14 protein-coding genes are annotated in these 14,131 nt (G+C 66.2%); 7 read left to right on the top strand and 7 right to left on the bottom strand.

Annotated elements, in window-relative coordinates; translation table 11 throughout:
• Positions 1-38: 38 nt before the first annotated feature.
• Positions 39-797, top strand: coding sequence for an energy transducer TonB (locus ACX0GZ_RS07925; RefSeq protein WP_458815106.1), 759 nt, complete (start codon positions 39-41; stop codon positions 795-797).
• 50 nt (positions 798-847) lie between these two features.
• Here ACX0GZ_RS07925 and ACX0GZ_RS07920 read toward each other — a convergent pair whose 3' ends face one another.
• Positions 848-2,113, bottom strand: coding sequence for a cation:proton antiporter (locus tag ACX0GZ_RS07920; RefSeq protein WP_458815104.1), 1,266 nt, complete (start codon positions 2,111-2,113; stop codon positions 848-850).
• A gap of 148 nt (positions 2,114-2,261) precedes the next feature.
• A complete protein-coding gene (locus tag ACX0GZ_RS07915; RefSeq protein WP_458815102.1) occupies positions 2,262-3,293 on the bottom strand; it encodes a DUF2332 domain-containing protein in 1,032 nt (343 codons plus the stop codon).
• Positions 3,294-3,388: 95 nt separating this feature from the next.
• On the opposite strand from ACX0GZ_RS07915, the gene hisG reads away from it, so the two are divergent.
• The 3 genes from hisG (at position 3,389) to nusB (ending at position 5,919) form a co-directional block, all read left to right on the top strand.
• The gene (gene hisG, locus ACX0GZ_RS07910; protein WP_458815100.1) at positions 3,389-4,051 is read left to right on the top strand and encodes an ATP phosphoribosyltransferase; all 663 of its coding nucleotides are present in this window, start codon (positions 3,389-3,391) and stop codon (positions 4,049-4,051) included.
• Positions 4,048-5,340, top strand: coding sequence for a histidinol dehydrogenase (hisD, locus tag ACX0GZ_RS07905; protein ID WP_458815098.1), 1,293 nt, complete (start codon positions 4,048-4,050; stop codon positions 5,338-5,340). The genes hisG and hisD overlap by 4 nt, the downstream gene beginning before the upstream one ends.
• 120 nt (positions 5,341-5,460) lie before the next feature.
• Positions 5,461-5,919 (top strand): transcription antitermination factor NusB, encoded by a 459-nt coding sequence (gene nusB, locus ACX0GZ_RS07900; RefSeq protein WP_458815096.1) that lies wholly within the window; start codon positions 5,461-5,463, stop codon positions 5,917-5,919.
• A gap of 593 nt (positions 5,920-6,512) precedes the next feature.
• Here the strand turns inward: nusB and ACX0GZ_RS07895 are convergent.
• From ACX0GZ_RS07895 to uvrB, 3 genes are all read right to left on the bottom strand, one after another.
• Positions 6,513-7,025, bottom strand: a complete 513-nt coding sequence (locus ACX0GZ_RS07895) for a hypothetical protein (RefSeq protein ID WP_458815094.1) — start codon at positions 7,023-7,025, stop codon at positions 6,513-6,515.
• A gap of 111 nt (positions 7,026-7,136) precedes the next feature.
• Positions 7,137-8,264: a GAF domain-containing protein gene (locus ACX0GZ_RS07890; RefSeq protein ID WP_458815092.1), complete on the bottom strand. Its 1,128-nt coding sequence runs from the start codon at positions 8,262-8,264 to the stop codon at positions 7,137-7,139.
• 44 nt (positions 8,265-8,308) lie between these two features.
• Entirely contained in the window at positions 8,309-10,501 is a 2,193-nt protein-coding gene (uvrB, locus tag ACX0GZ_RS07885; RefSeq protein WP_458815090.1) for an excinuclease ABC subunit UvrB, read from the bottom strand.
• Between the two features lie 67 nt (positions 10,502-10,568).
• Here uvrB and ACX0GZ_RS07880 point away from each other — a divergent pair, with 67 nt between their 5' ends.
• Complete coding sequence (locus ACX0GZ_RS07880) at positions 10,569-11,123, top strand: DUF3617 domain-containing protein (protein WP_458815088.1); 555 nt, start codon at positions 10,569-10,571, stop codon at positions 11,121-11,123.
• Positions 11,124-11,263: 140 nt separating this feature from the next.
• Here the strand turns inward: ACX0GZ_RS07880 and ACX0GZ_RS07875 are convergent, their stop codons facing one another.
• Complete coding sequence (locus ACX0GZ_RS07875) at positions 11,264-12,439, bottom strand: MBL fold metallo-hydrolase (protein WP_458815086.1); 1,176 nt, start codon at positions 12,437-12,439, stop codon at positions 11,264-11,266.
• Positions 12,440-12,446: 7 nt separating this feature from the next.
• Entirely contained in the window at positions 12,447-12,947 is a 501-nt protein-coding gene (locus ACX0GZ_RS07870; protein ID WP_458815084.1) for a hypothetical protein, read from the bottom strand.
• Between the two features lie 101 nt (positions 12,948-13,048).
• On the opposite strand from ACX0GZ_RS07870, the gene ACX0GZ_RS07865 reads away from it, so the two are divergent.
• Together ACX0GZ_RS07865 and ACX0GZ_RS07860 are read left to right on the top strand one after the other, a co-directional pair.
• A complete protein-coding gene (locus ACX0GZ_RS07865; RefSeq protein ID WP_458815082.1) occupies positions 13,049-13,285 on the top strand; it encodes a helix-turn-helix transcriptional regulator in 237 nt (78 codons plus the stop codon).
• Positions 13,285-13,794, top strand: coding sequence for a hypothetical protein (locus ACX0GZ_RS07860; RefSeq protein WP_458815080.1), 510 nt, complete (start codon positions 13,285-13,287; stop codon positions 13,792-13,794). The genes ACX0GZ_RS07865 and ACX0GZ_RS07860 overlap by 1 nt, the downstream gene beginning before the upstream one ends.
• Positions 13,795-14,131: the final 337 nt, after the last annotated feature.

Below are 14,131 nucleotides of genomic sequence, written 5' to 3'. Positions count from 1 at the left end.
GGCGCACCGCAAGCTGCCTTTAGGAGTATCCGACCCAGATGGCGTTCGCCCGCCCCGATCTACGCACGCGCATCGTCGCGGGAAGCGCCGCTATCGCGCTGCAACTGGTCGTGGGCTGGGTGCTGATTTCGGGGCTTAGCGTCAGTTTCGTCCAGAAGTTGAGCGAGAGCCTGGAGGTGTTCGAGATCGCGCCCGAACCCGACCCCCCGCCCCCGGTGACGATCGAACCCAATCCCGTCGCCGACACGCGCCCCGAAGGCGAGGCCGCGCCGCCCAATTTGCGCAGCCGCGCCACGCCCATCGAGGCGCCGGTTCCGATCGTCCAGATCCCGCTCCCCCCGCCCCCGGTTATCACCGCGCCGGTCGCGGGCGTCGGCAACGATCCGTCCACCGGCAACGCCGACATCCCCGGTCCCGGAACCGGCGCAGGCGGCGTGGGCGACGGCACCGGCAGCGGCGGGCGCGGCACCGGGGACGGTGCGGGCGGACGCGAAATGCCGCCGCGTCAGATTCGCGGTCGATTGTCGGACCGCGACTTCCCGCGCGGCGCGGGCGACGCGGGCGTATCGGGTCGGGTGGAGATCATCTTCAACGTCGAAATCGACGGGCGCGTCACCGATTGCGAAATCGAACGATCGAGCGGAAACCGCGAACTGGACGAAACCACCTGTCGCCTCGTCACCCAGCGCTTTCGCTACGAACCCGCCCGCGACGCCCGCGGTCGCCCGGTGCCATCGACGTTGATCGAAAGCCACGAATGGATCAACCGCGTGGTCCCCGCCGAACCGGGGGATTAGGATCAGGTCGTGCCGCCGCGCGCCAACGGACCCGACGCCTCCGTCGCTTCCTAATCGGGCATCGCGCCGAGGTCACCCCGGTCGCGCGCCTTGCGGCCATAGACCAGCTCGAACAGCGGCGACGCCATCAGCGTCGTGACCACCGCCATCAGCACCAGCATCGAGAACAGCTCGATCCCGATCACCCCGCGTTGCAGGCCGATATTGATGATGATCAGCTCCATCAGGCCGCGTGCATTCATCAGCGCGCCGATCCCCATCGCCGTCGGATTGTCCTGACCCGTCAGCCGCGCCGCCGCCCAGCACGCGCCCCCCTTCGCCAGGATCGACGCTGCCAGGATCGCGAGCGCGACCACCAACAGGCCGGGATCGGCCATCACGCTCAACTGCGTGTTCAGGCCCGAGAAGGTGAAGAACATCGGCAGCAGCAGGACGACGGTGAACGGCTCCAGCTTGGCCCGCACGTCGCGCGCCAGCACGCCGCGCGGCATCACCACGCCCAGCAGGAAGCCGCCGAACACCGCGTGCATCCCTGCCCAGTCCATCGTGAATGCGGACAACAGGAACAGCATCAGGACGATGCCCAGCAGGCTATGATTGACGCCGCCCGCCCGTTCGGCGGCGTCGCCCAGCGGCTTGAGCAGCCTAGCCCCGAACCCGATCATCAGCACCGCGAACAGGATCGCGCCGCCGATCGCCTTGATCGCCACCGTTGGCCCGTCGCCGAACGTCGCCAGCACGATCGCCAGCACGATCCACGCGCCGGCATCGTCGATCGCGCCTGCCGACAGCGACAGCGAGCCGAGCGGCGATGTCGAAAGCCCGCGTTCGTGAATGATCCGCGCCAGCATCGGGAAGGCGGTGATCGCGATGCACGCGCCCATGAACAACGTCGCCTGAACCACGGTCAGATCAGGCGCGAACAGCCCCGGAAAGCCCATCAGCCACGGCGTAACCAGGATCGCGAGCAGGAACGGCGCCGCCATTCCCGACAGCGAAACCGCACTCGCACTACCGACATTCTTGCGGAAATGCGACCGGTCGAATCCCAGCCCGACCAGGAACATGTACAGCCCCACGCCCAATTGCGCGCCGACATACAGCACGCCCCTGGTATCCGGCGGAAACAACGATGCCTGAAGGTCGGGCGCGATCAGCCCGAACAGCGACGGCCCCAGAATCACCCCCGCGATCATTTCGCCAACCACTTGCGGCTGACCCAGATAGCGCCTGCCCAGCCAGCCGACCGCGCGCGCCGCGGCGACGATCACGAACAGCTGCAAAAAGAATGTGATGCTGAGTTCAGCGATCGTCACGCCAGCCCCTCCCAGACACCCCCTGCGGTAGCGCTAACCCCATCAGTGGGACGGTGGCGGGAGTCGGCCCCGATCCACGCCGGGCGTCGGGTGTTGCACCGCATGTCGACAGGGTCAACGGCTTTGGGGGAATGACTCGCCTGGCCCGTCAGTCGGGCGCGACCCACGCTCCATGCGCATGCGCCAGGCCGATCCGTCGCGTAGCATCGCCCGGCCAGTTCTCCACCCAGATCTCGTGGCGCGCGAGGTCGCGGTCGGGTTCCATGCGGACCCAGGCGAGCGGTCGCTTCGCATCGGCGCGCGCGCCTGCCGCCCGCATCGCCGCGGCGATCCGCGCCTGTCGCTCCGTGCCCAGATATTGCCATACCACCGAATGCGTCAGCACGCGCGTCGTGCCCTCGGCCTGCGGCTCCGCCAGCCGCGCCTCGACCCAGTCGGCGGCGTCGCCCGCCTCCAGCCGGACGGAGCGCTCGCGCAGCATGGCGATCGCGGCATCGATCCGCGCAAGGCGTTCGGGCTTTTCCCCCCAGACATAGCTGCGCAGCCGCGCGGCCTGTGCCGGATCGGTCACGTCGATCGGCGACACATCGACACCCCGGATCGACGCGAAGCGCGGGCTGGCCGGTTCGGGCGGCGGCCCGCGCCATTCGGGGACGATGGTGATGGTCGACCCCTGCGGCCCGATCCGCACCCCGCCCAGATCGAAGGCGAACCGGTCGATCAGCAGGTTGAGCCCCGCGCTCGATCCGATCTCCAGCAGTTCGATCGGGTGGCCGAACGCCCGCGTCACCGCCATCAGTCCCAGCATCAACGGCCCCGATCGCCCCGCCTCGTTGGTCTGCGGCGGGCCATCGAGCCACGGCAGGATCGCCCTATCGTGCCGACCCAGCACTGCCCGCAACGCCGCAACCGTCCGCGACAGCGCCGTATCCGCGCCGAACGCCACGGCCGCATGAACATCCCCCGCTTGTGCCAGTGCGTTCAATCCGCCGACCAGCCTGAGCGGCAGCGCGTCGGCGATCGGCTCTCCTGCCCAGTCCAGCACGCGCCGCCCGGTCGCCGTCGCCCGATCGAGCGCCTGAGCCAGCGCTTCGCACACCCGCGCGGTGACGGGCGCGTCCATCGCCAGACAGAAATCACGCTGGGTCAGGAATGCCTGCCGCACTGCCGCTTCGTTCACCCTGAACCTCCCGCGTGCAAACGGAGCGTTTCGCCGCCCCAAGCCGTGCGCTTGTTGCACGCCCGTGCGCGTCCAAGTAAAGCCCCGCGACCCTTATGCCCGATCCCGTTCTCCTCGCCGTCCCCAAAGGACGCATTCTCGACGAAGCGCTGCCGCTCTTGGCGGGTGCCGGGATCGTGCCCGAGCCTGCCTTCGCCGACCCCGACAGCCGCGCGCTGCGCTTCTCCACCAACCAGCCGCATGTCGACATCATCCGCGTCCGCGCGTTCGACGTCGCGACCTTCGTGGCGCATGGCGCGGCGCAAATCGGCATCGTCGGATCGGACGTGCTGGCGGAGTTCGACTATTCCGAACTCTACGCGCCCGTGGACCTTGGCATCGGCGCGTGCCGCCTCTCGGTCGCCGAACCCGCGAGCCTGGCCGAGACCGACGATCCGCGCGGCTGGAGCCATGTCCGCGTCGCGACCAAATATCCCAATCTGACCAGCCGCCATTTCGCCGCGCGCGGCGTCCAGGCGGAATGCGTTAAGCTGAACGGCGCAATGGAACTGGCACCGCTGCTGGGCCTCGCCCCACGCATCGTCGATCTCGTGTCGTCGGGGCGCACGCTAAAGGAAAACGGACTGGTCGAGGTCGAGCGGATCATGAACGTCACCAGCCGACTGATCGTCAATCGTGCCGCGTTCAAGATGCGCAGCGCCACCCTTGGCCCGCTGGTGGACCGGATGCGCGCGCTGGTCGGGGCGCGGGCGGCATGATCCGCCTGTCCACCGCCGACGGATCGTTCGAACGCGATTTCCGCACGCTGGTCGAAGCGCGTCGCGAGCCGGACGTCGATGTCGCGCGCGACGTGCGGATGATCGTCTCCGCCGTCCGCGACGAAGGCGATGCGGCGGTGCGTGCCTTCACCCAGAAATTCGACCGGCACGATCTCGACACCACCGGTTGGCGGATCGAGCGCGCCGACCTGACCGCTGCGCTGGAAGGGCTGGACCCCGAACTTCGCGCTGCGCTCGAACTCGCACGCGACCGGATCGCCGCCTATCACGAGAAACAGCGCCCGGCGGACAGCGACACGACCGATGCCGACGGCATCCGCACCGGCGCGCGCTGGAATGCGGTCGATGCGGCGGGGCTCTACGTGCCCGGCGGGCGCGCCGCCTATCCATCCTCGGTGCTGATGAACGCCATCCCCGCCAAGGTCGCGGGCGTTTCGCGGTTGGTGATGGTGACGCCGACCCCCGATGGGGAAATCAATCCGCTGGTTCTCGCTGCCGCCGAGCTGGCGGGCGTCGACGAAGTGTGGCGCATCGGCGGCGCGCAAGCCGTCGCCGCGCTAGCCTATGGCACCGGGCGCATTGCTGCAGTCGATGTGATCTGCGGTCCCGGCAATGCCTGGGTGGCAGAGGCGAAGCGCCAGCTTTACGGCGTAGTCGGCATCGACATGGTTGCAGGGCCAAGCGAAATCCTGGTCGTCGCCGACGGCAAAAACGATCCCGACTGGATCGCCGCCGATCTGCTCAGCCAGTCCGAACATGATCCGACCAGCCAGTCGATCCTGATCACCACCGATGCCGGCTTCGCGGATGCCGTCGCCGACGCGGTGGACCGCATGATCGGCACGCTTTCGACCGCCGATGTGGCGCGGCAAAGCTGGGACGCCAACGGCGCGATCATCGTCGCGCGCGATTTCGACGAAGCGCCTGCGCTCATCAACGCGCTCGCCCCCGAACATCTCGAACTGGCGATCGACGATGCCGAAGCGATGTTCGCCCGCGTCCGACACGCCGGATCGGTGTTTCTGGGGCGGCACACACCCGAAGCGGTCGGCGATTACGTCGCCGGGCCGAACCATGTCCTCCCTACCGGTCGCCGCGCGCGTTTTGCGAGCGGGCTGTCGGTGCTCGATTTCATGAAGCGCACCAGCTTCCTGTCGCTCGACCCGGCAGGACTGGCGAGAATCGGCCCCGCCGCGGTTGCGCTGGCGACGGCGGAAGGGCTCCCCGCCCATGCCCGATCGGTCGCGATCCGATTGGAAACCACCTGACCGTTCGTTCTGAGTAGGGGCTGAGCGAAGCCGAAGGCCCGTATCGAAGGATCCTTCGATACGCCATTTCGACTTTGCTCAATGGCTACTGAGGACAAACGGGTTTATGGACCCAACTCTATGCCTAGCAAGACTTCGAAAACCCGCACCCAGGCCCGCGCCGCCGCCCGTCTCGGCGCCGTGCAGGCGCTGTACCAGCACGATATGGAAGGGACGGCGATCCCCGCGCTGCTGCGGGAATTCCACCAGCATCGGCTGGGCGCGACGATCGAGGATGTCGAATATGCCGATGCCGACATTCTCCTGTTCGACGATATCGTAAAGGGCGTCGATGCGCGCCGCAACGAAGTGGACGCCGCCATCACCGCGCGGCTGGCGGCAGGCTGGAGCCTGGAGCGGCTCGACAAACCGATGCGCCAGATCCTGCGCTGCGGCACCTATGAACTGATCGCCCGCCACGACATCCCAAAGGCCGCGATCATCAGCGAATATCTCGACGTCGCCCACGCCTTTTACGACCGCAAGGAAGCGGGCTTCGTCAACGGCGTGCTGGATGCGGTCGCCAAGGCGGTTCGGTAAGTCCGCCAACAATCCCGCCCGTCATTGCTTCGCTACGCTCGCAATGACGATGCTATCAAATATCCCCAAGGGACGGTCGAAATGTCGCCCAGGTGGGGCTGCGAAGGGTGATCTTTCGAGCATCGGCGCGCAGCGTGCTTCCGGCACGTGAGCACCGAAGCACAGAAAATTGCGCTTCGCAGTGCCGCATGGGCGGCATTGCGGCCGTCCCGTAAATGAGAGAGGTCGCCGAGGCCGTCTCCCGACGGTCCCGGCGACCCCAAACATGGTCAGCGGCCGGAGAGCTCCAGCCCGGGAGACCATGCGAACCGCGTTGCAGATGCCTCGATGCGTTGACTGGAGGAGAATACCTCCCGCATCGCTACGGACGGAGGGCTTCCGTCCGACGCATCCGATTAGCGGCGCGTCTCCCGAACGAACTGAACCGACCCCATTGCTGAACCATGAGACATCGGATCACCTCCTTTCGCTAGTTGAAGCCTAGAAATGTGCGCTTGAGCACGATGCGAAGGTGAATCAAACTCGGGCGAAGAACAAGTCTTGTTTTATTCGATGAATTATACGATTCTCATCGGTCTGTGCTGAACCATGCGTCAGCGCCGACAATCCTCCACCACTCGCTGCACTTCGGCCCAGGTCGGCAGGATCAGGCCAGGCGTCCCCGCCACTTCGACCGCGAACCGCCCGCGGCTGAACCCGATCGCATCGAGCAGCGTGTCGCGTGCGGGCAGCGTTGCGACGACATTCCCCTCCTGCGCCCGCGCCGACAGCGCGCGCGTCGCGCTTGTCGTACGGATGGTCATCGACGATGCGCCAGACGCGCCGACGCGTTCGAGTGCGATCTGGTTGCCGCCGACGCAGCGCATCGCGAATTGCGATCCGAAGCGCGCGACGCTGCCGCCGCCTTCGCGGGCATAGGTCCAGTTGCCGGGCGTTGCCGGGCGATCCGCCCAGTTGGGTGCGGGCGGCGGCGCGGGCACGGGGGCCGGTGCGGGCGCGGGTGTAGGAGCCGGTTCAGGCGGAGGCGGTGGCTCCGACGGGCGCACGCAAGCGGCAAGCAGAACCAGGGGCGCGATCGCGACGAGCGGGGAGAGACTGAAACGCATGGCCGTCAGCATGGCGGAAGCGTGGGCGAGGCTCAACACCCGATCGCACGGCGACGACGACCGGAGGTCACCGCGCGGCGGAATTAGGTGTTAATCCCATTAACGGCGCGGTCAAATGAACGGCGTGCGGGGCATCTCCAGCCGCACCACCAGGCCGTCGGCGTCCCATTGCTTGTCCAGCACGCCGTCGAGCTGGCGGCGCACCACCGTATCGACCATGCGCGATCCGAAACCGCTGTGCGTCGGCGCATCGCCCGCATGCGCGACGCCCCGTTCTCGCCATTCGATCGCAATGCAGTCGCCCTTGCCCCCCAGCACGATCGCGACGCTGCCATCGTCGTGCGCCAGCGCGCCATATTTGGCGGCGTTGGTCGCCAGCTCGTGAAACACCAGCGACAGCGGCGTAATAAGATGCGCGGGGATCGAGATATCGGCGCCCGACACGCTGTGCCGCGCGCCTGCCGCACCGTGATAGGGGGCCAACAGCGTGTCGAACAGCGCGCGCAATCCGATCGGTCCGGTCGCGCCGGGCGCCTCCCCCGCGGCGACCATGCCGTGCGCCATTGCCAGCGCCGCCGTCCGTGCGATCAGTTCGTCGCGCATCAGCGCCGCATCGCTGTGTCCGCTCGAAAAATGGATGAGGCTCTGGAACAGCGCGAACAGATTCTTGATCCGGTGCTCCAATTCCCGTGCAATCACATCGCGCGCCTCGGCTTCGCGCCGCGCCTCGATGATCGTCATCACATTGCGCGCCAGCACCCGCATCGCTTCCGCCTGAACCGGCGTCAGTCCTTCGCGCGGCACGCGGTCGATCACGCACATCGCACCCAGCGGAATACCGCTCGCGGTGACGAGCGGCGCGCCCGCATAGAAGCGGATGCCGGGCTCCCCGATGACCAGCGGGTTGCCGGTGAAGCGCGGATCGGATTGCGCGTCGGGCACCACCATGATGTCGGGCATCCGCATCGCGTGCGCGCAGAAACTGGAGGATCGCGGCGTCGAAGGCGCGTCCAGCCCGGCCCTGCCCAGGAAGCGCTGCTCCTCCTGCTCGACCAGCGACACCAGCACGATCGGGGCGTCGCAAATCCTGGACAGCAACCCGACAACATCGTCGAACCGCCCGCCCCCGTCCCAGTCGGCCAGCCCATGATCGACGATCGCCAGCGCCCGCGCAGCGTCGTCGTCCATGCTCGCATGGGGTGTGAGCGACAGATCGCGCGCAGGAACATTGGTCGCCATCGGCTCGCGCTACACGCTGCCAGCGATTTTGGCTATCCACAGCATTACTTGCGCGCGCCTCCGCCAAACTTCCGCTGCGTCTTGCCGAAGCGCGTCTTGCGGGTGCCCGGCTTGCCTTCGTTCGATCGGCCCATGACCGGGGCCTTGTGCTCGCCCGCGGGCAGGCCGAGTTCTTCCTGTTCCAAACTGCGGATTTCGTCGCGCAGCCGGCCGGCCTCCTCGAATTCCAGATCGGATGCGGCCTTGCGCATCTTCTTTTCGAGTTCCTCGATATAGGCGCGCAGATTGTGGCCGACCATGTGCGGACGGTCCTCGTCGATCTCGACCGTCACCTGATCCTTCGACGCGACATGGGCGATGATGTCGCCGATCTGCTTCCTGACCGTCTCGGGCGTGATGCCGTTAGCGGTGTTGTATTCCAGCTGTTTCTCGCGGCGGCGATTGGTTTCGTTGAGCGCCCGTTCCATGCTGCCGGTCACCCGGTCGGCATAGAGGATGACGCGCCCGTCGACGTTGCGCGCGGCGCGCCCGATGGTCTGGATCAGCGAGGTTTCCGACCGCAGAAACCCCTCCTTGTCCGCGTCCAAAATCGCAACCAGCCCGCATTCGGGAATGTCGAGCCCTTCGCGCAGCAGGTTGATGCCGATCAGCACGTCGTACACGCCCATGCGCAGATCGCGGATCAGTTCGATGCGCTCCAGCGTCTCGACGTCACTATGCATGTAGCGGACCTTGATTCCCGCTTCGTGCATATATTCGGTCAGGTCCTCGGCCATCCGCTTGGTCAGCGTGGTGACGAGCGTTCGGTAACCGAGCGCGGTCGTCTTCCCCACCTCGACGATCAGATCTTGCACCTGTTCCTCGACCGGCTTGATCTCGACCGGCGGGTCGATCAGCCCGGTGGGACGGATCACCTGCTCGACGAACACGCCGCCGGTCTGCTCCATCTCCCAGTCGCCCGGCGTCGCCGAGACATAGGTCGTCTGCGGGCGCATCGCGTCCCATTCGTTGAAGCGAAGCGGGCGGTTGTCGATCGCCGAGGGCAGACGGAATCCATATTCGGCCAGCGTGATCTTGCGCCGATGGTCGCCGCGCGACATGCCGTTGATCTGGCCGACCGTCTGGTGGCTTTCGTCAACGAACAATAGCGCGTTTTCGGGCAGATATTCGAACAGGGTCGGCGGCGGCTCGCCCGGCAGACGACCGGTCAGGAAGCGCGAATAATTCTCGATCCCCGCGCAGCTTCCCGTCGCCTGGATCATTTCCAGGTCGAAATTGGTGCGCTGTTCCAGCCGCTGCGCCTCAAGCAATTTGCCCTCTGCAATCAGCTCCTTCAGCCGCTCGTCCAGCTCGTGCTTGATCGCATGCGTCGCCTGTTTCAGCGTCGGGCCGGGCGTGACATAATGGCTGTTGGCGTAGATGCGCACCGACGCCAGCGACGCGACCTTCTTCCCCGTCAGCGGATCGAATTCGACGATGTCCTCGATCTCGTCGCCGAAGAACGACACGCGCCACGCGCTGTCCTCGTAATGCGAGGGGAAGATTTCGAGTGTGTCGCCCTTGACGCGGAAATTGCCGCGCTGAAACGCCGCATCGTTGCGCTTGTATTGGAGCGCGACGAGCTTGCGCACAATCTCGCGCTGGTCGTGCGTCTGACCTTTCTTCAAATCGAAGATCATCGCCGAATAGGTTTCGACCGACCCGATGCCGTAGAGGCAGGACACCGACGCGACGATGATCACGTCGTCGCGCTCCAGCAGCGAGCGGGTCGCCGAATGCCGCATCCGGTCGATCGATTCGTTTACCGAGCTTTCCTTCTCGATGTACGTATCCGACCGCGGGACATAGGCTTCGGGCTGGTAATAGTCGTAATAGCTGACGAAATATTCGACCGCATTGTCGGGGAAGAACGATTTGAACTCGCCGTAGAGCTGCGCCGCGAGGATCTTGTTGGGCGCGAGCACCAGCGCGGGACGCTGCAATTGCTCGATCACCTTGGCCATCGTGAAGGTCTTGCCCGATCCGGTGACGCCCAGCAGCACCTGGTCGCGCTCGCCATTCTTCGCCGCCTCGACCAGCTCGGCGATCGCCGCGGGCTGGTCGCCTGCAGGCTGATACTCGCTGGCGAGGCGGAACCGCCTGCCGCCCTCGACCTTGTCGGGCCGGGCGGGGCGATGCGGAATGAAGCTCTGCCCCGTTTCCGGTTCGTCGAGCGAGGTGCGAATCTGGATTGCCATCGCGGGCAAATATGGGAAGGTCGCGCGCCACGCGCAACGCGCGGATGAAACATTCGAGGAACACCCGATGACCCGCGCCCTTGCCCTTGCCCTACCCCTGTTCGCGCTTGCCGGCTGCGACAGCCTGGGGATCGGCGAACCCAGCGTCGATCTGTCGAACGCGACGATGGCCGAAGTCGCCGCCGAAGCGGTAAAGGTCCAGCAGCAGCGCCCCGGACAATGGGAAATGACGTCGCAACTGGTGTCGCTCGAGGTCGAGGGCGTGCCCGAGGATTCGCCGATGAACGCGATGCTCAAGCAACAGATCGGCCAGGCGAACACCGACAGCCAGTGCCTGACCGAAGAGGACGCGAAAAAAGCGATGGTACCGCAGGATGTCGATCCCAACAACCGCTGCCGCTTCGCGCATTTCCGCATGAAGGACGGCCAGATCGACGCCGACATGACCTGCCCCGCCCCCGACGGTGCGGGCACGCTTCAAATGACGCAAAAGGGCAGCTATTCGCCGGATGCCTATGACGTGACCTCGACCTTGACGCGCGCAGGCGGCACCGCGCCGGGCGAAAACAGCACGATGACGATGAAGGTCAGCGCCAAGCGCACCGGCGAGTGCAAGGCGTAAAATCGGGAAAACCCTAACCCCCGTTCGTGCTGAGCTTGTCGAAGCACTGTCCTTGTTCTTCGGGCCAAGAAGGACAGCATTTGGCTGACGCCGCCCTTCGGGACGACAAACTCAATGCGAACGGGTTGAGTAATCGCAATTCACCGCATCGCGCGCACTGCATCGTTATCCAGACACGCCATCAGCGCGTCCCGATCCGTAGGCGGGGCCACGCTCTGATCCCCGCCACCCGCAATCCGCTGCGGCACGCCGATCGGCACCGTATCGATCGGATTCGGCAATCCCACGCACGCCGTCACCGCATCCAGCAGCCGGGGCGGCGTGTCATAGGCTTCCGCCGACAAGCGATACGTGCCCCAGTGAATGCCGATCCCGCGGCTGGCGCCCATCCGGCGGAACAACTCGACCGCATCGACCGGCCCGATATGCGTCGCGGTCGCCATCTGGCCCGGTACGAAACGAAACGCACCGATCGGCATCAGCGCCAGCCGGATCGGGCCGTAGGCGCGCGCCTCGTCGGCCCAGCGGTAATCGCCCGCGCCGGTATCGCCCGCAAAGAACAGGTTGCCGCCGGGCAGCGTCACGACGAAGCTCGACCAGAGCGCCCGGTTGCGGTCGGCGAACCAGCGACTGCCCCAATGATGGTTGCGGTTGACGATCACGTCGATGCCCGGCGCGATGCTGACCCGCCCGCCCCAATCGACCGCGGTCGAGGGCACGCCCGCTTGCGCGATCACGCTGTCGTTGCCCAGCGAGGTGACGATACGCGGCCGGTCGCGATCCCACAATTTCCTGAGCGTCGGCTTGTCGAGATGATCGTAATGATTGTGGCTGACCAGCATGAGATCGATCTTCGGCAGGTCGTCGAACGCCACCCCCGGCCGTGTCACCCGCTGCGGCCCGAAAATCCCGAACGGCCCCGCTCGCTCGGCATAGATCGGGTCAGTCAGGATGTTGATCCCGCCCGCCTGCACCAGCACCGTCGCATGGCCGATCCAGGTGACGAGCATGTCGTCTCCCGTAACCCGCGCGGGTGGCCTGGCTTGCGCGACCGGCACGCTGGATGGCCATGACGGCCGCCCGTCCTGCCCGGTCGCCTGCCCCCAGATGAAGCTGCCGCGACTGCGCCCGCCCGGCAACTGTCCGTCATCCCCCGCATCGTCGGGATTGAAGAAGCGCGCGCCGTCGAAATGATCGCTGACCGCGCCTTCGTAATAGATGCGATCGAGGAAGCGCGGCACGATCGTCACCGCCAGGCACAGCACGACGACCAGCCACAGCAGCACCGTCCCGACCCATTTCAACACGCGCATCATCGCCCCCTCAACGCCCGGCTTCCGCGAACGGGCGCGCGTCAATCGTCGTTTTCAGAAAGTCCAGGATGCGCGCCTCATCCGCGCGCGCCGACCGTCGCCCGATCCACCAGACCAGCCCGGCCATCGCCAGCATCGCCACCGGAATCGCCAGCATCGGCAGCGCCATCACCAGCGGCAGTCGCGCAAGGATCAGGATCGGCACCCCGCCAGCTCCGAACATCACCACCAGTCCCATCCAGAACCACAGGAACATCCGCGTCACCGCGTGCGCCCCCAGCCGCCCTTCGATCACCGATCCGCCGCCATCCGCCTCGATTGTCGCGGACAGCACCGATTTGAAACTGTTGGCGAAATTGGGTCGGTGCGACCAGAGCGTCATCCGCGCCTCGGTCCCATATCCCGTAACCTGCGCAGGCGCACCGCTGGTCATCGTCGCCGGAAGCGCCGCTTTCAACCGCTCGGCCAGCGCGACTGGCGAATGGGGTGAATGAAGGCGGACGGCGGGCATGGCTTCCTTTGCCCGCCAGCGCCCCGCGCGTCAAAGTACTTGTGCGAAAACGCGATCTGTTGTTTATAGACAACGAATCATACGCACAAGGCATCCCTCACTTGCACAATCGCATCGCCCTGTTTCGCACCGCATGCGGCCTTTCCCGCCGCGAACTGGCGGACGCGGTCGGCGTCAATCCGCAGACGATCGGCTATCTGGAGCGCGGCGACTACGCCCCCAGCCTCGAACTCGGCATGAAGATCGCCGCCGCGTTCGATGTGCCGGTCGAACTGGTCTTTTCCTTCACCCCCTTCCCCTCGGTCGCAGACGCACTGCGCCGCGCAGGAGATGTTTGATGCGCGAACGCTATGATCCGCTGAAATGGGCCGCGAACGGGCAGCGGATACCGCGTCGGCGAAAGCTTGCGCCGCTGATGGCGCTCGGCATCCTGTTCGCGGCGCTTCCGCCGTTCCTCGAAATCTTCACCGCGAACGAAAATCCCGACGGCAACGTGTCGACCCTGTTCGCCATGTCGCTGTTGCTGGTGCTGTGCGTCACCCAGTCGCCCTTTGCGCGCACCACCTGGATGACGGCGCGAGGCCTGTCGGCGTTCGACGAATATGAACGCGCCGCGCTGGCGGCGGCCACCACGCGCGCGTTCCGCGTCGTCATCCTGATGGCGACGGCGCTGTTCGTCTGGCTGTGGCTGGCGAGCATCTTCGGCTGGCCTGCGCCCGTGCGCCCCCGCCAGTGGCATGCGCTCGGCTGGTCGTTCCTCATCATCGCCGCAACGCTGCCGGTATTTTTCGCCGAACTGCTGGTGCCCCACCCGCCTGAGGGCGATGACGCAGAGGACGAAGCGTGAAGCGCAAGCCGATCCCGGAGCGGCTGGACGACAGCGTGCGCTGGACCGGCATCCCCAGCGCGCTGGAAGTATTCGAACGCCAGGACGACAGCCAGCGGCGACATCTGCGCTGGCTGCCGCTAATCGCGCTTGCCGCCCTATTTCGCAGGTGCCGGACTAATGGTTTTTGGCGAGCGTCCGCAGATTTTGGGGCCGCTCGTCGCGCTGGTCGGCTTTCTCGGCGCGGCCTTCGTCCCGATTTTCGGACCGGTAAAGGCATGGGGCAGCCTGACGCTCGACGAATATGACCGCGACATGCGCCGCCGCGCCCTCCTGTTTGCCTATGCGGCGTGCACGG

Source organism: Sphingomonas aestuarii (assembly GCF_054457155.1).
The sequence above is the reverse complement of the archived record's forward strand: the minus strand, read 5'-3'. Positions and strand labels throughout refer to the sequence as shown.